The 18,509-nt window shown below is 56.7% G+C and carries 8 protein-coding genes and 2 rRNA genes; 5 read left to right on the plus strand and 5 right to left on the minus strand.

Annotated features, from left to right (window positions below):
* Positions 1–521 precede the first annotated feature (521 nt).
* Positions 522–2,600, minus strand: a complete 2,079-nt coding sequence (locus tag OZX70_RS00425; protein WP_277181051.1) for a Na+/H+ antiporter — start codon at positions 2,598–2,600, stop codon at positions 522–524.
* A gap of 164 nt (positions 2,601–2,764) precedes the next feature.
* Between OZX70_RS00425 and OZX70_RS00430 the strand changes: the two genes are divergently transcribed.
* Positions 2,765–3,301 (plus strand): nucleoside deaminase, encoded by a 537-nt coding sequence (locus tag OZX70_RS00430; protein WP_277181053.1) that lies wholly within the window; start codon positions 2,765–2,767, stop codon positions 3,299–3,301.
* 131 nt (positions 3,302–3,432) lie between these two features.
* Here OZX70_RS00430 and OZX70_RS00435 read toward each other — a convergent pair whose 3' ends face one another.
* Together OZX70_RS00435 and asnB are read right to left on the minus strand one after the other, a co-directional pair.
* Complete coding sequence (locus tag OZX70_RS00435) at positions 3,433–4,413, minus strand: sulfite exporter TauE/SafE family protein (RefSeq protein ID WP_277181055.1); 981 nt, start codon at positions 4,411–4,413, stop codon at positions 3,433–3,435.
* A gap of 135 nt (positions 4,414–4,548) precedes the next feature.
* On the minus strand, positions 4,549–6,507 hold the full coding sequence (gene asnB, locus OZX70_RS00440; protein WP_277181056.1) for an asparagine synthase (glutamine-hydrolyzing): 1,959 nt from the start codon (positions 6,505–6,507) through the stop codon (positions 4,549–4,551).
* Positions 6,508–6,845: 338 nt separating this feature from the next.
* On the opposite strand from asnB, the gene OZX70_RS00445 reads away from it, so the two are divergent.
* Entirely contained in the window at positions 6,846–9,539 is a 2,694-nt protein-coding gene (locus OZX70_RS00445) for a bifunctional alpha,alpha-trehalose-phosphate synthase (UDP-forming)/trehalose-phosphatase (protein ID WP_277181058.1), read from the plus strand.
* A gap of 247 nt (positions 9,540–9,786) precedes the next feature.
* The gene (gene ilvA, locus OZX70_RS00450; protein WP_277181060.1) at positions 9,787–11,052 is read left to right on the plus strand and encodes a threonine ammonia-lyase; all 1,266 of its coding nucleotides are present in this window, start codon (positions 9,787–9,789) and stop codon (positions 11,050–11,052) included.
* Between the two features lie 231 nt (positions 11,053–11,283).
* Here ilvA and OZX70_RS00455 read toward each other — a convergent pair whose 3' ends face one another.
* Together OZX70_RS00455 and OZX70_RS00460 are read right to left on the minus strand one after the other, a co-directional pair.
* Entirely contained in the window at positions 11,284–11,673 is a 390-nt protein-coding gene (locus OZX70_RS00455) for a pyridoxamine 5'-phosphate oxidase family protein (protein ID WP_277181062.1), read from the minus strand.
* 207 nt (positions 11,674–11,880) lie between these two features.
* Positions 11,881–12,642, minus strand: a complete 762-nt coding sequence (locus tag OZX70_RS00460; RefSeq protein WP_277181064.1) for a Sir2 family NAD-dependent protein deacetylase — start codon at positions 12,640–12,642, stop codon at positions 11,881–11,883.
* 771 nt (positions 12,643–13,413) lie between these two features.
* On the opposite strand from OZX70_RS00460, the gene OZX70_RS00465 reads away from it, so the two are divergent.
* Both OZX70_RS00465 and OZX70_RS00470 read left to right on the plus strand, forming a co-directional pair.
* A 16S ribosomal RNA gene (locus OZX70_RS00465) occupies positions 13,414–14,942 on the plus strand.
* A 422-nt stretch (positions 14,943–15,364) separates the two neighbouring features.
* Positions 15,365–18,434, plus strand: a 23S ribosomal RNA gene (locus tag OZX70_RS00470).
* The 16S and 23S rRNA genes sit together here, the layout of an rRNA operon.
* Positions 18,435–18,509: the final 75 nt, after the last annotated feature.

Consider the following 18,509-nt stretch of genomic DNA (forward strand, 5'->3'; position numbering starts at 1 on the left):
AACTTGCTGACGCGCTGAGCCGTTAAGCGGAAAGCCCAGTGGGCTTTCCGTAGGTGAAGAGAGCGCGATGCTCGAGCGCGAAAGAGTGATAAGAGCTCAAGTGGAGTATGTGTTTTCAACACCACAGGCCCTGTGGGCTCCGCGTAGCCGAAGTGAGCGCGATGTATCGAGTAGCCGAAGTGAGCGCGATGTATCGAGCGCGAAAGAGCGAGTTGTAGGTTTAGAGTGTAAAGCCAGATTGCCTTTTACACTTATCCCCAGGCATCGACCTGGCGAGCCGTTAAGCGCGAAGCCCTGTGGGCTCCGCGTAGGTGAGCTGAGCACGCCTTACGCGTGCGAAGGATGCAAGTTGAATGAGGACCTCTTGCACAGTTAGATAACCTCTATAATTCGGCCTCAGCGTCAACTTGCTGAGGCGTTAAGCGCGAAGCCCTGTGGGCTCCGCGTAGCCGAAGTGAGCACGCTTACGCGTGCGAAGGATGCAGGTCGAAACGGGCGTTCTTCGCACAGTCAGGTGCCGGTTAGAGTTCAGCTTCCGCATCGACCTGCATCACATACACATTTCGCCTCAAATGCTTCGCCTGATTACGCGAAATTTCCCCGGAATCGAGCATGTCCTGAATGACGCCGAGCTCGATGGAGTAGCTTTCGTGCTTGACCTCGTCGATCTGCGGAGCGGCCTTCGCTGCGGCCGCGACGTCCTTGCGGCTTCGCAGCTCGGCTCGCGCGCGTCGGTAGTCGCGCAGCAGCAGCGTGCAGTATTCGGATTTATAGGTACCGCTGCGCATTTCCTTGTAAAGCCGGTTGATGACGTGATCGATGGCGTCGATTTGGGTTGCTCTCAGATAGTAGTAAATTTCATTCTCATTGAGCATCGGGGCGGTTCGGCGGAACTTGTTGTTTGCCCGCCTTGCAAATGTCGTGATTTGACGCCGCAGCGCATGCACGCGCCCGCGAATCTGCGAGACCGCGCGATGGTGGGTTTTCTTGTCGGCCGTATGCCGCAGCGTGTTCATGATCTGGTCCATCATGCGCTCGCAGGCCTCGATCTGCAGCTGACGATTGTGCTCGTTCATCTGCGTATCGGCCTGGGTGTTCGCAAGGCGGTCGCGTACGTAATCCTTTTCCCAATGCAGTGCGTCGATCTGCAAGGTCTCGAATTCCTCGACATTGAATCCGCCGATGCGTTGGCGCAGGCGGGTGATGCGGTTGTTGTAGGAGTCGATGACCGGCAGAATCACGCGACGGTTGTCGTCGGTGACGCGGTTTGAAAGTTCCTGTATGGTGCGCGTGAGTTCTTCGATGGTGATTTCGATGAGTTTTTCGGATTCGTCGGCATCGTCTTTGGCGGGTGCGAGCAGCGGCAGCATGAAGTTGGCCAGCAGCAGGGTCAGGACGATAACTCCGGAGGCTATGAAAATCAGTTCGTTGCGCATCGGGAAGGCAGCGCCGGACGCGACGGTGTAGGGGATAGTGAACATCAACGCGAGGGTAATGGTGCCCTTCGGCCCGCCGAAGGTCATTACCGCCGAATCTCGCAGCGAGCGGGCTTTCAGAGTGACTCGTTTGCCGGTTTCGCGGTCGCGCGTGGGTGCCGCGATGAGCCAGACCCAGAGGAACCGGATGGCGATGGCGACGACGGTGACCAGCAGAATAATGCTGACCAAAGCGGTATTGCTGACATTGTGATCGTCCCAGCTGGCCCGCATGGCTCCCGGCAGCTGCATGCCGAGCAGGATGAACACGGTGCCGTTCAGGACGAACGAGAGTACGGTCCACACGCTGTTCGAGACGATATTGGTGCGGGCGACGTTTGGCCCGCCGATGCCGTTGCGGTCGAAATGGACAGTCAAACCGAAGGCGACCACGGCGAGGATGCCGGAAATATGGAGTTCTTCAGCCCCAAGGAAGACGAGGAACGGCAGGAACAGTTCCATCAAGATTCGTGTGGTCATCGTTTCCCAGCCAAGTTGCCGGGCCAGGGTAAAGATCCAGTTGGCGATGAAGCCCGCCACGATGCCGATGATGATTCCGCCGAAGAACGAGAGTAGGAAATCTTTTGTGGCGCTCGCCATCGAGAAGGAGCCGGTGACTGCGGCCAGAATCGAGAACTGGAAGCCGATAACGCCGGAAGCGTCGTTGAACAGCGATTCGCCGGTCAATATGCCGGATTGTTCCTTAGTAAACGAGGCTTCGCTGGAAAGTGAGGACACGGCCACCGCGTCGGTCGGTCCGAGCGCTGCGCCCAACGCGAACGCCGCCGCCAGCGGGATGACCGGCCACACCGCGTGCAGCATGAATCCCACGACGGCCATGGTTCCCAGCGCTAGGCCAATGGCCATGGGCAGAGAGAATTTCAACGTTTTGAAGAGCATTCGCTTGTCGATTTCGTGAGCCTCGACGTAGAGCAGCGGTGCGATAAACAGAACCATGAACAGTTCAGGGTCAAGTTTGACGTGCGGGAACGCAGGCAGGAAGGCGAGGGCGACACCCAGCGCAATCTGGACAAGTGGGGTCGATATTCGCGGAATGAACCGGCTGATGAATGATGAGAGGACGACGGCCCCCAGAATGCAGAGGATCAGCTCGAAAATTGCCACGGATTTCGATTCCTTTCTTGTAGGCTTCTTTGCGTTTTGCTTGTATTCAGTTGTTCGGACATATTCGGACACTATCTCTATTCACTATATCGAATCGGTATTTCGACATTATGCCTCAAGCTTTGCGGATAGCTTTTAGACTAGAAATTATGGATTCTGCGAGTATGCGAAGTGCGATGGGCGAGGCCCTTGAGTTGGCGCGGGAGGCTGCGAACGCTGGGGAAGTTCCGGTAGGTGCGGTCGTGCTCGATGCTGATGGCAAGATTATCGGCCGCGGCTGCAATCGGCGTGAGACCGATGGCGATCCGCTTGCCCACGCCGAGGTGATGGCGATGCGGGAGGCCGTGAAATCGCGAAACAACCTTCAGCAGGCGTGCGAAGCTGGCAATACAGTCATCTCTCGAAACAGCGGCAATTCACTAAAGCTGCCAAATGCTTGGAATCTCGCCGAATGCACCTTGGTGGTCACGCTTGAACCGTGCCCGATGTGCGCTGGAGCTGTATTGCAAACTCATATTGGTCGCATCGTCTTCGGTGCGTGGGACGCAAAACTCGGCGCATGCGGTTCGGTCTGGGATATTCCTCGTGACCCGCACGTAGGCAGCCGTCCCGAAGTCATTGGCGGTGTGCGCGAACAGGAATGTGCGGATTTGTTGGCGAAGTTTTTCGCGGGGAAGCGTTCAGCGAGCGGCTGTAAATGAACGTTTTCTAGCATCTTCATAACGTTATGCCGGAAACTGCTCACTAGAGTCGTGTAAATGGCCGTTTTCTTGCTTTTCTTGACGTGAGTGCTAGAAAACGGCCGCTGAATCTTTTGGTTCTTGCTCAACGCTTATTTGCGCGGCAACTTCGGCCCGATGCCGGGCGTAATCTTCAGTGCCGTCCAAGCGGAACGCAACAGGATGATAAAGAGGTAGGCCGCGAGCAGGTACGAGCCCACTTTCGCCGAGACGAACGCGGCGATCCAAGCCCCCAGCGGCGTGCCACAAGCCGCTGCGATGCCAATGATCAGGCCGTTCTTGAGATGTACCAGCCCGCGTTTCCAGTTGGCGATGGTGCCGGTGATGGCACTGGGGAACATAGCCAGCAGCGAGGTACCGCGTGCGATCAAATCGCTTGCACCGAAGAAAAGCGAAAGCGCCGGCACGGTGACGGCCCCGCCGCCAATGCCAAGCAGCGCCGAAAGCATGCCGATGAGCACGCCAAGCAGCACGAGCAGAATGCCTTTGGCCACGGTCAAGTGGATGCTGGAGTTGCGCGAGGGCGTCAATACCAGCTGGCTGACCACAACGAACGCCAGGAACGCCACGAAGAACCAGCGCAGGAACACTTCGGAAAGCCGGGAAAGCAGCCAGCTGCCGATTTGTGAGCCGATAATCGTGCCGACCACCATCAGGATTGCCGCGATCCAATCGACGTGCCCGCTCATTGCGTAGGAAATCACGCCGGAAATCGAAAGCGGAATAATCGCTGCAAGCGAGGTAGCTGCCGCGTGCCGTTGTGTCATTCCCAGCCACACGAGCGCCGGCACAATAATCGAGCCGCCGCCGATGCCGAAAAGCCCTGAAAAGAAGCCTGCAATCAAACCAACCGCAATCATAATAACGATCTGCTGCACCGGACCGCGCGTAACGGGCGTTTCTTCCGGGACGCTCTCTTCAGTACTTTCCTCGACTTTCGCAGTTGCTTTGCCCTTGCTCGCAGTTGCCGATTCCTGATGGCTCTGCTCATTCCGGTTCTCGTGCGTTTCCTGGGTTCCCGAATTTTCCTGCGATTCATGCGTTTGCCGAGTATCCGCTGATTGTTCCCTCATATCTGCCTCTTCACGTTCGAGTGTTGTGTGATATCCGCACCGTTACTCCGTTATAGGGGTAATAATAATTGGAAAACAAAAATTTCCCATATTCAGGTTAAGAATATGGGAAATTTCGTTGATACCGGTATCCGTTTATACCAACACGCCTTCATCCATGAATTTCTGCACGTCCGGCTGCAAATGCTCGTAGCGCTCACGTGTCCCGTCGAAATCGACGAAGAAAAGCTTGTACCAAGTCAGGAATGTGAAGATATTCCAAATTTGGCGACGTGCGTCCACTTTGCCGTCGAAGTTGTCTTGCAGCAATGTCAGAATCCGGTCCTGCTCGAAGAACTGCCCGACCCATTCCTCTGAGAACAGCGAACGTACCTGGGCGCAGTACTTTTCCTCGCGCAGCCAGCTTTTGATCGGCACCGGGAAGCCGAGCTTGGGGCGCTTTGCCCAATCCTTCGGCAGATGCCTCGCGGCGGCCTTGCGGAAGATGTCCTTGGAATCATGGCTGTTCAGCAGCTTCGAGGAGGGGATGGTGTTGGCGAGCTCAGCCACCTTCCGGTCGAGATACGGCACGCGCAGCTCTAGGGAATGAGCCATCGAAATTTTGTCGGCCTTCTGCAGAATATCGCTCAACATGAAGTGGTGCAGATCGATATATTGCATCTGCTTGACTTCCTCGGCATCGGAGACCTTGTCAAAATCCTCCTGATAGATCCCATTGACAGTCAGCGAGTTTCGATATTCCGGTTGCAACACGTCGTTGGCCTGTTGCGAGGTGAAAATCGAAGGCTGGTCCATGTCGTATACCCACGCCTGACCGTTGTAATAGTCACGCGGTTTGGCGGCTTGGGTGTAAAGCTGGGTCTTGCCTGGGAAATCCGGCATCTTCTTGATGGCGCCGGCGATACCGCGTCGCATACCGTCGGGCAGCTTGTGGATATCGGCCGCGATGGCACGAATCGTCTTGTTCTTGGTATGCACGCCGTAATTGATATAGCCTGCGAACAGCTCGTCCGCGCCTTCGCCGGAAAGCACGACGGTCACCTTCTTGCGGGCCAGGCGGCAGAGATACCACAGCGGAATCACTGAAGGGTTCGCGTCCGGTTCGTCCAGATGATATTGCATTTCGGCGAAGTCGCGGAACGCCTCGTCGCCCTTCACACTGGTCTGGTTGAAGTGCAGGCCTTCGTGGTCCGCGAGCTGCTTGGCCACGCTGGCCTCGTCGAACGGACCTTCGTCGAAGTTGATGCTGAATACCTCTTCGGGCTTCAAAATAGTGGTCACGTAGCTGGAGTCCACACCCTCGGAAAGGAAAGCCCCCACCGGCACGTCGGCGATATGATGGGCCTCAACGGATTCTTCGACAGTCTTGTCAATCTCGTCGATGGTCTCTTCGTCGCTGCGCTGGTAATCGATGTCGTAGTGCGCGTCCCAATATTCGTGAATGTCGAGCTTGTCGTCCTTGAACTCGAACCAATGGCCCGCCGGGAAGCGGTAGACGCCTTTGAAGAACGTCTCCTTGAGGTCGTTGTACTGGTTCATCAAGAACGGCTTGACAGCTTTCTCGTTGAGTTCCTTCTTGAAGTTCGGATGCACCAGGAACGATTTGATTTCCGAGCCGATAATGAAGGTGCCGTTTTCGTGGTAGTAATAAAGCGGCTTGATGCCAAAGAAGTCGCGTGCGCCGAACATGGCCTTTTTGTTGTCGTCCCAGATGAGGAAGGCGAACATGCCGCGCACCCGCGAAAGCAGCCCCTCCATGCCCCACTCTTCGTAACCGTGTAGCAGCACTTCGGTGTCGGCCTCGGTGCGGAAGGTGTGCCCCGCCGCCAGCAGCTCTTTGCGCAGGCTCTTGTAGTTGTAAATCTCGCCGTTGAAGGTGATGAGGATGGACTCGTCCTCGTTGAAGATCGGCTGCTTGCCGCCCTTGAGATCGATGACGCTCAGACGCCGGAAACCCATGGCCACCTGGTCGTTCGTGTAGTATCCGCTGCCTTTGACGTTCGGCCCGCGATGCTGGATCATCTTCATCATCGAATGGATGGTCAGATCCTTGTCGAGCACGCTTTTATCGCAGAAAGCAACTATTCCGCACATGTGTCCTCCTCTGGGTTATCTCGCATATCGTAGCCCATACCCGTGTCTTGTATTCGCCGTTGGCTTTGCCGAACTTTTCGGTTTTGTCACGTCCAGCGCAATGGCCGATCGGCCGATGGAAGAGTCCGGAATGTGCGGAATCTCCGGAATATCTGAAATTATCCTGTTATGTATTTTTACGGAATGCAACGCAAAGCGGTTTCAAGGTTCCGCCTTTACCCGAACGATTCTCGCGCATGGCTTTTGTGGGCTAGAATACAAATATAGACATTGCCTGTGTGATGGCAAGCTCGGATTTGCTTCTCGCATACGGCGGTTCCAGCGGCGAAGGAGTATTCATGGCACGTTTGATTATCGTTTCCAATAGGCTTCCAGCTTCACTGCACGCCAAGCCGGATGGCACCTACGCAATGAAGCAAAGTATCGGCGGTTTGGCAACGGCGATTGGCCCTTACCACAAGTCCCACAATGATTGCCTTTGGGTTGGCTGGAGCAGTATCGATCCTGATACGTGTCCGAAAGACGAAATCAAAAACGTCACCGAGGAATTCAAACGTCGTCGTTGCATTCCGATTTTCCTGACACAAAAAGAGGTCGACGGATATTACGCCGGTTATGCCAACGATACGCTGTGGCCGTTGTTCCATGATTTTGCGCACGAGGCCAAGTTCGATTCGTCTACGTGGAAGGTCTATCAGGAGGTCAACCAGAAGTTCGCCGACGCTATCATCGAACTTGTCAATCCCGATGACACCGTGTGGATTCAGGATTATCACCTGATGTTGCTTCCGGCCATGCTGCGTTCCCGCTTCCCCAAGCTCAAGATCGGCTGGTTCCTCCACATTCCGTTCCCAAGCCCCGAGATCTTCCATCAGCTACCCAACGGCAAAGACCTGCTTGAAGGCCTGATGGGTGCGGATTTGCTGGGCTTCCACACCGAGGATTTCTGTGTCAACTTCCTCGCTTCGGTCCGCTCCATTCTCGGCATCGGGGTTGATAAGGACGGCCGTATTCCTGTCGGCAACGGCACGTTGCAGCGTTTCGTCACCGTCGACGCCTTCCCGATCGGCATTGATTATGGCCTCTATCGCCGCAACGCGCATTCCAGCTATGCGCAGGCCATGCGCCACGGCATCGAGGCAGTCAGCGGCAAGCGCACCAGGCGCGTGAGCACTTCTCTTGCTGCAGAATCCGAAGCGGCTGTCGAAGCCAGCGAGCAGGAAGAAAACTGGTGGAGTTCCCATACCGGCGATGAGTTGCCTGAGGTTGAGCTCGCCAGGTCGGCAGCGGCCAAGCGCGGCACCGAAGACAACAAGGTGGTCGTTTCCGTCGATCGTCTCGATTACACCAAGGGCCTGCCCGAGCGCCTGCGCGCGTTTGATTTGATGCTGAGCCGTTACCCGGAGTGGGTCGGCCACGTTACGTATTACCTTTTGGCGACGCCTACGCGTGAAGACGTTGAAACCTACCGCAAGTTGAAGGATCAGGTCGATCAGTTGGTCGGCGAGATTAACGGCAAGTATTCGCTGCTTTCGTGGACTCCTATCCATTACATCACCCGTTCGCTGCCGATCAAGCCGGTCTGTGGCATCTATACGGCCGGTGACGTCGCGTTGGTCACTCCGCTCCGCGATGGCATGAATCTGGTCGCCAAGGAATATCTGGCCGCCCGCGACGGCCGCGATGGTGCGCTGGTGCTTTCCGATGAATGCGGTGCTGCCCGCGAGCTGACGGACGCGTTCATTGTCAATCCTTACGATACGGAAGCGGTTTGCGAGGCGTTGCATTCGGCTTTGGAAATCAGTTCCGGCGAGGCCAAACGCCGCAACGCGGCTATGCAGGCCCGCTTGAAGTACCGCACCGCAGGCCTGTGGAGCGCCGAATTCCTGAGCACACTTCGTCAGGTCAGCGACCCGCGTATGGCCGACCGTCGCCTGCAAAGCGTTCAGCGCGATCATTTGGTCCACGAGTGGGGCCAATCAAAGCGCAAGTTGGTACTGTGCGATTACGACGGCACGCTGACGCAGATCGTCCGTACGCCCGGTCGTGCCAAGCCGACCCATCGTTTGCTTGATTTGTTGCGTGAAGTCGGTTCCATTCCCGATGTGGATCTGTATCTGGTTTCCGGGCGTACCCGCGAGACGATGGAGGAGTGGTTCGGCTGTTTGCCGATCGGTCTGATTGCCGAGCACGGCGCCTGGCATACCAAGCCGGTTGCAGGAACCACCGCCAAAAATGCAGAGGGCAGGACGATTGCTCCCAAGCGCCGCTGGCTGCGCGCCGATGGTCTTCCCGATCCCGACGAATGGCGTCCGATTATCGAGACCATTATGAACAAGTCCGTTTCCCGCGTCCCGCAGTCGTTTATCGAATACAAGTCCACGGATTTGGCATGGCACTATCGCATGAGCGATCAGAAGCTCGCCCAGGAGCAACGTGAGCGTCTGGTCGACGAGCTGGAGAAGGTGTGTCCGCAATACGGCCTGACGGTCATGCGCAACGCCAAGGTCATCGAGGTCTGCCCGGCCAATGTCAGCAAGGGCGAGGCAGTAAAGCCGTTGCTTGAAAGTGGCCGTTACGATTTTGCGCTTGCTTTCGGCGATGACACCACGGACGAAACGATGTTTGCCGCAGTTTTGAGCTACGGTTCGGACAGCGACAAATCTGATGTGCTTGCCGCTCTCGGTGTCGACAACGCCGGCGTGGTCAAGATGGTCGATTCCGCAGAGACGCCTACCAAGGCAGACGTCGCGGCGGCTCAGTCTCAGAGGCCGAAACCTGCCGGGAAGCCCGCAAGGCCTTTGGCTGCGTGGACGATCAAGGTCGGCGCCGGCGAGACCAACGCCCGTTCGCGCATTGCCACTCCTACCGATACCGGTCGTTTACTGGGTTACTTGGTAGCCGAGTCCGAGGCCGTCGCTGCCGGCTCAGCTCCCGACGAGGAGACCAAGCCAAAGGCCAAGCGCGTTTCGAAATCAAAGTCTGCAGCGAAGAGCAAGGCTTCGTCCAAGACCAAGAAAGCATCGAAATAATCGTGAGTGCCGATACCTGGCGCCATCCCATGAGATGGCGGCAGGTATTTCTTTGTCTCGGTGGATATGAAAAAACGGCAGCGTAATTCTTGGATGAGACTGGCAGGCCGATGGATGCGTGGGCGGTTGAGAATAGCGATGGCTATACGCGATTGGCGGGTTGGTAATCAAGTCCGAGAATCAAACCCGTATTCGCATTCTGGGACATGGCATCTCTCGGTACTTGATGTCGCCGTACAATTCCGGTATGAAACAAGTAGACGTTGTCAAAGCACTGCAGCATGATCACGCGGCCGAATTGAAGAAGGCCGCTCAAAGGCTCAAAGGTACCGCGCGTCATACGCGCATTATGCCTTCGCCGGTCCTTTCCGAAGCCACTGGCCATGAGATTCTTTTGAAGCCGGAAAACCTTCAAGTCACCGGTTCTTTCAAGATTCGCGGTGCGTACAACAAGATTGCATCGCTAACCGAGGCGGATTTGGCCAGGGGCATCGTCACCGCTTCCGCTGGCAACCATGCGCAGGGTGTCGCATACGCGGCACGCGAACGTGGCGCCAAGGCGACCATCGTCATGCCCGAAAGCACGCCTCCGCTGAAAGTCGATGCGACGAAGTCCTACGGCGCCAACGTCGTCTTGCACGGCAACTTATTCGATGATGCCGCCGAATACGCCTCCCAGCTTTCGCAGCGCGACGGTCTGATCTATGTGCATCCCTTCGACGATTACGAGGTGCTTTGTGGCCAGGGCACCATCGGCATGGAGATTCTTGAGGATGTCCCGAACGTCACTGACGTCGTGGTTCCGCTTGGCGGCGGCGGCCTGGGTGCGGGCGTTGCGCTCGCCATCAAGACTTTCAAGCCCGAAGTCCGCGTCATCGGCGCAATCCCGGAGGGTTCGCCCGCTTTCAAGAATTCGTTCGCGGCCGGCACGGTCGTTCCAGCCGACAAAGTGGTCACCTCCGCCGAGGGTGTTGCGGTCGGACATCCTGGTGATCTCACATTCGCCATTCTCAATGAATATCTTGATGATTTGATTACCGTCACCGAACGCGACATCAATGAGATGATTCTTCTGATGATGGAGAAGCACAAGCTGGTGGTCGAGGCCGCTGGAGCGGTTTCGCTCGCCGCGCTTGAGCATCTGAGCCTGCGCTCGCGAGTTTTCGCTTCGGCCAAGGGCAAGCATGTCATCGTCCCGATTATCTCCGGCGGCAACATTGACACGGTCACCATCGGTGCTGTGATTCAAAAGGGTATGATCGCCCGCGGTCGCATCATGAACTTCGAGGTCGAGCTTCCTGATACCCCCGGCCAGCTGGTCAAGGTCGCCCAGGTCCTTGCCGATGCTCGCGCCAATGTCATCGAGCTCAACCACGACCAGTTCAAGGCCTCCGGACACTACACAGATTCGGTCTCCCTCGGCGTCACCGTTGAAACGAACGGCCCCGACCACATCGCCCAGGTCCTGAAAGCCCTTAAAGACGCCGGTTTCGACCCGAAGCGCATCTACTGATACTCGTATTTTGCTATCAAAGGTGTGGATGCCTCCGCGGATTTCGTCCCAGCGGAGGCATCCACACCTGTATCGATAAATGTACAAACGTACTTTTTACTTTTGAATTACGTAACTTTCCGAATGTAATTTGACCTATAACCCGTTTTGGTACATGTTTCCACGCGTAACCGTCTTACGCGGACTTGGGAAGTTATGTTATCAAGCCAATTCTGAAACGAGCATGTTGGGTCAGCGAATCGTCAAGGTGTCGATATGTTCGAGGTCCCGTGTCACGGTTGCCGTCTCGAAGCTGATTTCGTAGAGCAGCATGTCGTCGCCCCCATATTGCAAGGTCTCGGCGTAGCCTGGAATCTTGGCGTCGAACTGTTCGGCGACGTCTCCGATGGCCCTTTTGCTTGGGCGAGCGATGCCCCGCGCCTTGACATGTGCATTGCCGGTGTGGGGCACGGTCGTGAACGCAACGTGGCCGTTTGCCCGGATCTCGGCGACTTTGTTATTGTCTTTGAATGTCGTGAAATACAGGAGATTGCTGTCCGGGTCGAAATAGAAATTGACGATCCTCACGTCAGGAACGTTATCTACGGAAGTCGCCAAGGCCATTTCCGTTTGCTCTGACATAATGTGCAAAAATGTTTCTCGAGTGTTCATAAAAATATACCTCTTTATTCGTTGTTTTCGGCGATGGTCCGGTCAACCAGTTCCGGCAGCGTCATGATGATAATACGAGAACCTGCGGATTGGTGTGACGGTGTCATTTACCCTATTGACTACCTACGGGCGAGGATGGCATGTTCAGTGTTTATCTTGTGCCACATGGGTGCGATGTTAGGCTTCCTCTGCTTCGGCGATCGTTCGATCTACCAGTTCAGGCAAGGCTTTGGCGATGTCGTCGTGGATGAGCGTAGTGGCGATGTTGTCGTACTGCGTGTGTCCCATATTCATAATTGTCATCGGCACTCCGGCCTGCACGGCGGTCGGCGCGAGCGATGCGGCTGGGAAGACCTCGAGCGTCGAGCCGATCACCCAGAACTCGTCGGCCTTGGCTACGCGCGCCATCGACTTCTCCATCGCTCCGTCTGGCAACATTTCGCCGAAATAGACCACGTCGGTTTTGATCAGTCCGTTGCAGGGCATATTGCCGCTATACGGCAGCTTGCGGTGGCAGTGCGGGTCCGGCTCGGCGTCGAGGTTGTCCATGATGTCGGCGGTGTTGTACTTGGCATGACACTTCATGCAGTGCGAGGTGCCGATGGTTCCGTGCAGGTTGACGATCAGATCGCTGGAATTGCCGGCCTTCTCGTGCAGCGCGTCAAAATTCTGCGTGGCAAGCAACGTCAGTAGTCCCGCCTTTTCCAGCTTGACCAGCGCCTTGTGCGCCTCGCCCGGCTCCGCGTTCCACACCGGCGATGCTTTCTGCCAGGCCCACGAATATTCGCGCGCCTTCTTGTCACGCATAAACGCATCGATGTCATAGACGCTCATCTGGTCGGGGTGCTTGGTCCACACTCCGTCCGGTCCGCGGAAGTCAGGAATACCTGCCGAAGTCGAAATGCCAGCACCAGTCAATACCGCAATTTTTTTAGTCATATATATTATTGTAGTCAGGCTGGCGTGGTTCTAGTTGCCGCTGTCTTGCTGTGCCTGTGAGAAAACATTATATTGTCAGGCTATTTATCTGCGGCCGCTTGTTGTATTGAGCGCAGGCCACAGACCTTGAAATCGCGGAGTACCGATTGCATGTGTGGTACAGAGAAATCAAGTGTGGTACACAGGATTATTGCAACGTTCTGGTTCGACCTATGTATAGAGCGCTTGTAAATCTCCGTTACCAACGAACTCATTTCAATATTCGAGACAAATAATTAGATATGAAAAGGCATGTAACGAATTGGTTCTTGCGCTATTGCTTGGAAACGCCAAGGAAAAAGAATTACATCGATTTGATTCTTGACATTTACAAGCTAAAATAACTCGTAAAGGTGTAGTAACGCCTTTAGTGACACGCCGAAAGAACCGCATCATTGCAACGGTTCTTAAGGTTTTTGCGTCCTTCAACTTGCGCGGAATCCGATTTCCGCGTATATTTATCTCTTGCTGCTCAACACGGCAACTTCTCCTCTAAGAGTTGAGATTGTTTGTTGGTGTGGTGGTGGTTTGAGAACTCAAGAGTGTGTCTGTACTACTTTTTATTTGTAAAGCTTTTTTTGATTGCCAGTTTGGCGTCCGCCCCGTGTTTTGCGGGGTGCCTCTAGCGGGGCTGTGAGGGACGTCGAGGTTTTTAGTGGGGGCCATTCCCCCTTATGGAATGGTTCCGTCAATTATTTTGTATAGAGCCGATTTGTTCGGCCTTTCATGTTTTTTGTGGAGGGTTCGATTCTGGCTCAGGATGAACGCTGGCGGCGTGCTTAACACATGCAAGTCGAACGGGATCCATGGTGCTTGCACCGTGGTGAGAGTGGCGAACGGGAGAGTAATGCGTGACCAACCTGCCCCATGTTCCGGAATAGCTCCTGGAAACGGGTGGTAATGCCGGGTGTTCCGCGTGATCGCATGTGATCGCGGGAAAGGGTTACCGACATGGGATGGGGTCGCGTCCTATCAGCTTGTTGGCGGGGCAACGGCCCACCAAGGCTTTGACGGGTAGCCGGCCTGAGAGGGCGACCGGCCTCATTGGGACTGAGATACGGCCCAGACTCCTACGGGAGGCAGCAGTGGGGAATATTGCACAATGGGGGGGGAACCCTGATGCAGCGACGCCGCGTGCGGGATGAAGGCCTTCGGGTTGTAAACCGCTTTTGTTGGGGAGCAAGCGAGAGTGAGTGTACCCTTCGAATAAGCGCCGGCTAACTACGTGCCAGCAGCCGCGGTAATACGTAGGGCGCAAGCGTTATCCGGATTTATTGGGCGTAAAGAGCTCGTAGGCGGTTCGTCGCGTCTGGTGTGAAAGCCCATCGCTTAACGATGGGTCTGCGCCGGATACGGGCGGGCTTGAGTGCAGTAGGGGAGACTGGAATTCCCGGTGTAACGGTGGAATGTGTAGATATCGGGAAGAACACCAATGGCGAAGGCAGGTCTCTGGGCTGTTACTGACGCTGAGGAGCGAAAGCGTGGGGAGCGAACAGGATTAGATACCCTGGTAGTCCACGCCGTAAACGGTGGATGCTGGATGTGGGGCCCATTCCACGGGTTCCGCGTCGGAGCTAACGCGTTAAGCATCCCGCCTGGGGAGTACGGCCGCAAGGCTAAAACTCAAAGAAATTGACGGGGGCCCGCACAAGCGGCGGAGCATGCGGATTAATTCGATGCAACGCGAAGAACCTTACCTGGGCTTGACATGTTCCGGATCGCCTCAGAGATGGGGCTTCCCTTCGGGGCCGGTTCACAGGTGGTGCATGGTCGTCGTCAGCTCGTGTCGTGAGATGTTGGGTTAAGTCCCGCAACGAGCGCAACCCTCGCCTTGTGTTGCCAGCGGGTTATGCCGGGAACTCACAAGGGACCGCCGGGGTCAACTCGGAGGAAGGTGGGGATGACGTCAGATCATCATGCCCCTTACGTCCAGGGCTTCACGCATGCTACAATGGCCGGTACAACGGGATGCGACATGGCGACATGGAGCGGATCCCTGAAAACCGGTCTCAGTTCGGATTGGAGTCTGCAACCCGACTCCATGAAGGCGGAGTCGCTAGTAATCGCGGATCAGCAACGCCGCGGTGAATGCGTTCCCCCGGGCCTTGTACACACCGCCCGTCAAGTCATGAAAGTGGGCAGCACCCGAAGCCGGTGTCCGAACCCCTTGTGGGGCGGAGCCGTCTAAGGTGAGGCTCGTGATTGGGACTAAGTCGTAACAAGGTAGCCGTACCGGAAGGTGCGGCTGGATCACCTCCTTTCTACGGAGAATTCAGGATGCTGTTTGGCATCCGGTGTCGGGCCGTCTCGGGATGTTCCCGTTGATGGTCCTGCTGGTGTGGAAAAGATCAAGGATGACAGCTTTACACATACATTGGAGTATGGGCATGCTTTTGGGCTCCCGGATCGCCACCCCATCCCTTGTGGATGGTGCGATTCGATGCCTTCCGTTGACGGCGGCCCCGGTCGGGGCGTCTGATGCGGTCGTGCGTGGTGGCTTGAGAACTGGATAGTGGACGCGAGCAAGATTTTGATCTTGCTTTGTTAGATGCAATTTTTAAGACCGGTCTCCGATTTTCTAATTGGGGATTTGGTCGATCGTTTTGTGATCATTCATAGTGTGATGATGTGTTGTCCAGAGTTTTTCGCAGAAGGTCCTTGCGGCATGCAGCCCGTATGGGTGTGTGTTGCTGGTAAGGGCGTATGGTGGATGCCTTGGCAGACAGTACCGATGAAGGACGTGTGGGGCCGCGATAGGCCTCGGGGAGCCGCCGACAGGGCTTTGATCCGAGGATTTCCGAATGGGGGGACCCGCCAGCCGTATGGGTTGGCACCGCTTTCGAGCGGGGGGTACGCAGGGAAGTGAAACATCTCAGTACCTGCAGGAAAGGATATTCCGTGAGTAGTGGCGAGCGAAAGCGGATCAGGCCAAACCGGCCGCGTGTGATAGCCTCCAGGCGTTGCGCGGCGGGTGTTGTGGGGCCTGGTGCCCGGATGCTGGAGCGTCCGGCGGAAGTCATAAAGCGGCGTGCTAGGCGAACGGGATTGAATTCCCGGCCGTAGAGGGTGATGGCCCCGTAGCCGGTCGCGCGCTGCCTTCCGATCCAGGTTCCCAAGTAGCACGGGACTCGTGGAATCCCGTGTGAATCCGCCCCGACCGTGGGGTAAGCCTAGATATGACTGTCTGACCGATAGCGAACGAGTACCGTGAGGGAAAGGTGAAAAGCACCCCGGGAGGGGAATGAAACAGTTTCTGAAACCGTGCGCCTACGAACCGTCGGAGCCTCCTTGAGGGGTGACGGCGTGCCTATCGAAAAATGAGTCTGCGAGTCAGTGGCAAGTGGCGAGGCTAACCCGTCGTGGGGGAGCCGTAGCGAAGGCGAGTCTCAAAAGGCGTTTGAGTCGCTTGTCCTGGACCCGAAGCGGGATGATCTAGCCCTGAGCAGGTTGAAGCGCGGGTAAGACCGCGTGGAGGACCGGACCCACCTAGGTTGAAAACTGGGGGGATGACTTGGGGCTAGGGGTGAAAGGCCAATCAAATTCCGTGATAGCTGGTTCTCTCCGAAATGCATTTAGGTGCAGCGTCGTGTGGTTCGCCCGGGGGGTAGAGCTACTGGATGCCTGAGGGCGCGTATCGCGTACCGAAGGCAACCAAACTCCGAATACCCGTGGCGGTATAGCGCGGCAGTGAGTCGGCGGGGGATAAGCTCCGTCGTCGAAAGGGAAACAGCCCAGATCGTCGTCTAAGGTCCCGAAGCGCGTGCTAAGTGGGAAAGGATGTGGAGTCGCATAGACAGCCAGGAGGTTGGCTCAGAAGCAGCCACCCTTGAAAGAGTGCGTAACAGCTCACTGGTCTAGTGGTTCCGCGCCGACAATGTAGCGGGGCTCAAGCACGCCACCGAAGACGCGGCAGCGTACGTTTCGTATGCTGGGTAGGAGAGCGTCCCGTACGGGGTGAAGCGGCAGCGTAAGCTCGCCGTGGACCGTGCGGGAGCGAGAATGCAGACATGAGTAGCGAGAGACGGGTGAGGATCCCGTCCGCTGGATGACCAAGGGTTCCGGGGCCACGTTCATCGTCCCGGGTGAGTCGGGTCCTAAGGCGAGGCCGACAGGCGTAGTCGAATGGACGAACGGGTCGATATTCCCGTACCGGCGCAGGACCGTCCGGGCCGAAAGTCGGGTACTAACCTCCCGCCTTGCGGATGCCTCCCTTCGGGGTGGCTGATGCTTGGCGGTTGGGACAGACCTTCCGGTAGGCCAGCGCAGGAGTGACGCAATGGAAGAGCCGGCCGCGGCGGTGGTAGTCCGTGGCCAAGCGTGCAGCCCGTACCGTAGGCAAATCCGCGGTGCAACAGGGCGAGGCGCGATGGTGGGGCCCGTTGGGGCCGAATCCGGTGGTTTCCGTTGCCGAGAAAAGCTTCGGCGCGAGGTGCTGCGGCGCCCGTACCGCAAACCGACACAGGTGGTCAGGTAGAGAATACCAAAGCGATCGAGCGAATCCTGGTCAAGGAACTCGGCAAATCACTCCCGTGCCTTCGGTATAAGGGAGACCCCCTGCGGTGATGGGCTTCGCGCCCGGAGCCGCGGGGGGTGGCACAGACCAGGGGGTAGCGACTGTTTACCAAAAACACAGGTGCATGCGAAGGCGCAAGCCGCTGTATATGCACTGACGCCTGCCCGGTGCCGGAAGGTTAAGAGGATCCGTCATCCCTCTTCGGAGGGGGCAGCGGTGAATTCAAGCCCCGGTAAACGGCGGTGGTAACTATAACCATCCTAAGGTAGCGAAATTCCTTGTCGGGTAAGTTCCGACCTGCACGAATGGCGTAACGACTTCCCCACTGTCTCGACCAGGAGCTCGGCGAAATTGCAGTACGAGTAAAGATGCTCGTTAAGCGCAGAAGGACGAAAAGACCCCGGGACCTTTACTATACCTTGGTATTGTCATTAGGTGGAAACTGTGTAGCATAGGCGGGAGGCTTCGAAGCGCGGGCGCCAGCCCGTGTGGAGCCGCAAGGTGAAATACCGCTCTGTCTCCATTTGATGTCTAACCTCGACGCGTGATCCGCGTCAGGGACAGTGCCTGGCGGGTAGTTTAACTGGGGCGGTTGCCTCCCAAAGGATAACGGAGGCGCTCAAAGGTCCGCTCAGCCCGGTTGGCAATCGGGTGTCGAGTGCAATCGCACAAGCGGGCTTGACTGTGAGACTGACGGGTCGAGCAGGGACGAAAGTCGGAGATAGTGATCCGGTGCCGGCGCACGGGCGCGGCATCGCTCAACGGATAAAAGGTACCCCGGGGATAACAGGCTGATCATTCCCAAGAGTCCATATCGACGGGATGGTTTGGCACCTCGATGTCGGCTCGTCGCATCCTGGGGCTGTAGCAGGTCCCAAGGGTTCGGCCGTTCGCCGATTAAAGCGGCACGCGAGCTGGGTTCAGAACGTCGTGAGACAGTTTGGTCTCTATCCTCTGCGCTCGTTGGAATATTGAGGAGACCTGCCCATAGTACGAGAGGACCTGGGTGGACGAACCTCTGGTATGCCGGTTGTCGCGCCAGCGGCACGGCCGGTTGGCTACGTTCGGAAGGGATAACCGCTGAAAGCATCTAAGCGGGAAGCCTGCTCCGAGATCAGTATTCCTTGAGGCTTCGAGCCTCTGTAGGCCCCAGGCGAGAACACCTGGTTGATAGGCCGGACGTGGAAGCCCCGCGAGGGGTGGAGCCGACCGGTACTAACGGCCGAAAGGCAATCACACCCCCAACCGTTGCGGTTGGGACGTGAGGCATCTTCTGCGATAAACGAAGACGGCATTGAGCACTTCGATGTCACAT

It is taken from the genome of Bifidobacterium sp. ESL0732 (genome assembly GCF_029395535.1).
GTDB lineage: Bacteria > Actinomycetota > Actinomycetes > Actinomycetales > Bifidobacteriaceae > Bifidobacterium.

What these genes read in the sequence shown, in the direction of transcription:
- OZX70_RS00430 (WP_277181053.1), top strand. Translation starts at nt 2,765, where the DNA reads ATGCGAAGTGCGATGGGCGAGGCCCTTGAGTTGGCGCGGGAGGCTGCG.
- OZX70_RS00435 (WP_277181055.1), bottom strand. Translation starts at nt 4,413, where the DNA reads ATGAGGGAACAATCAGCGGATACTCGGCAAACGCATGAATCGCAGGAA.
- asnB (WP_277181056.1), bottom strand. Translation starts at nt 6,507, where the DNA reads ATGTGCGGAATAGTTGCTTTCTGCGATAAAAGCGTGCTCGACAAGGAT.
- OZX70_RS00445 (WP_277181058.1), top strand. Translation starts at nt 6,846, where the DNA reads ATGGCACGTTTGATTATCGTTTCCAATAGGCTTCCAGCTTCACTGCAC.
- ilvA (WP_277181060.1), top strand. Translation starts at nt 9,787, where the DNA reads ATGAAACAAGTAGACGTTGTCAAAGCACTGCAGCATGATCACGCGGCC.
- OZX70_RS00455 (WP_277181062.1), bottom strand. Translation starts at nt 11,673, where the DNA reads ATGTCAGAGCAAACGGAAATGGCCTTGGCGACTTCCGTAGATAACGTT.
- OZX70_RS00460 (WP_277181064.1), bottom strand. Translation starts at nt 12,642, where the DNA reads ATGACTAAAAAAATTGCGGTATTGACTGGTGCTGGCATTTCGACTTCG.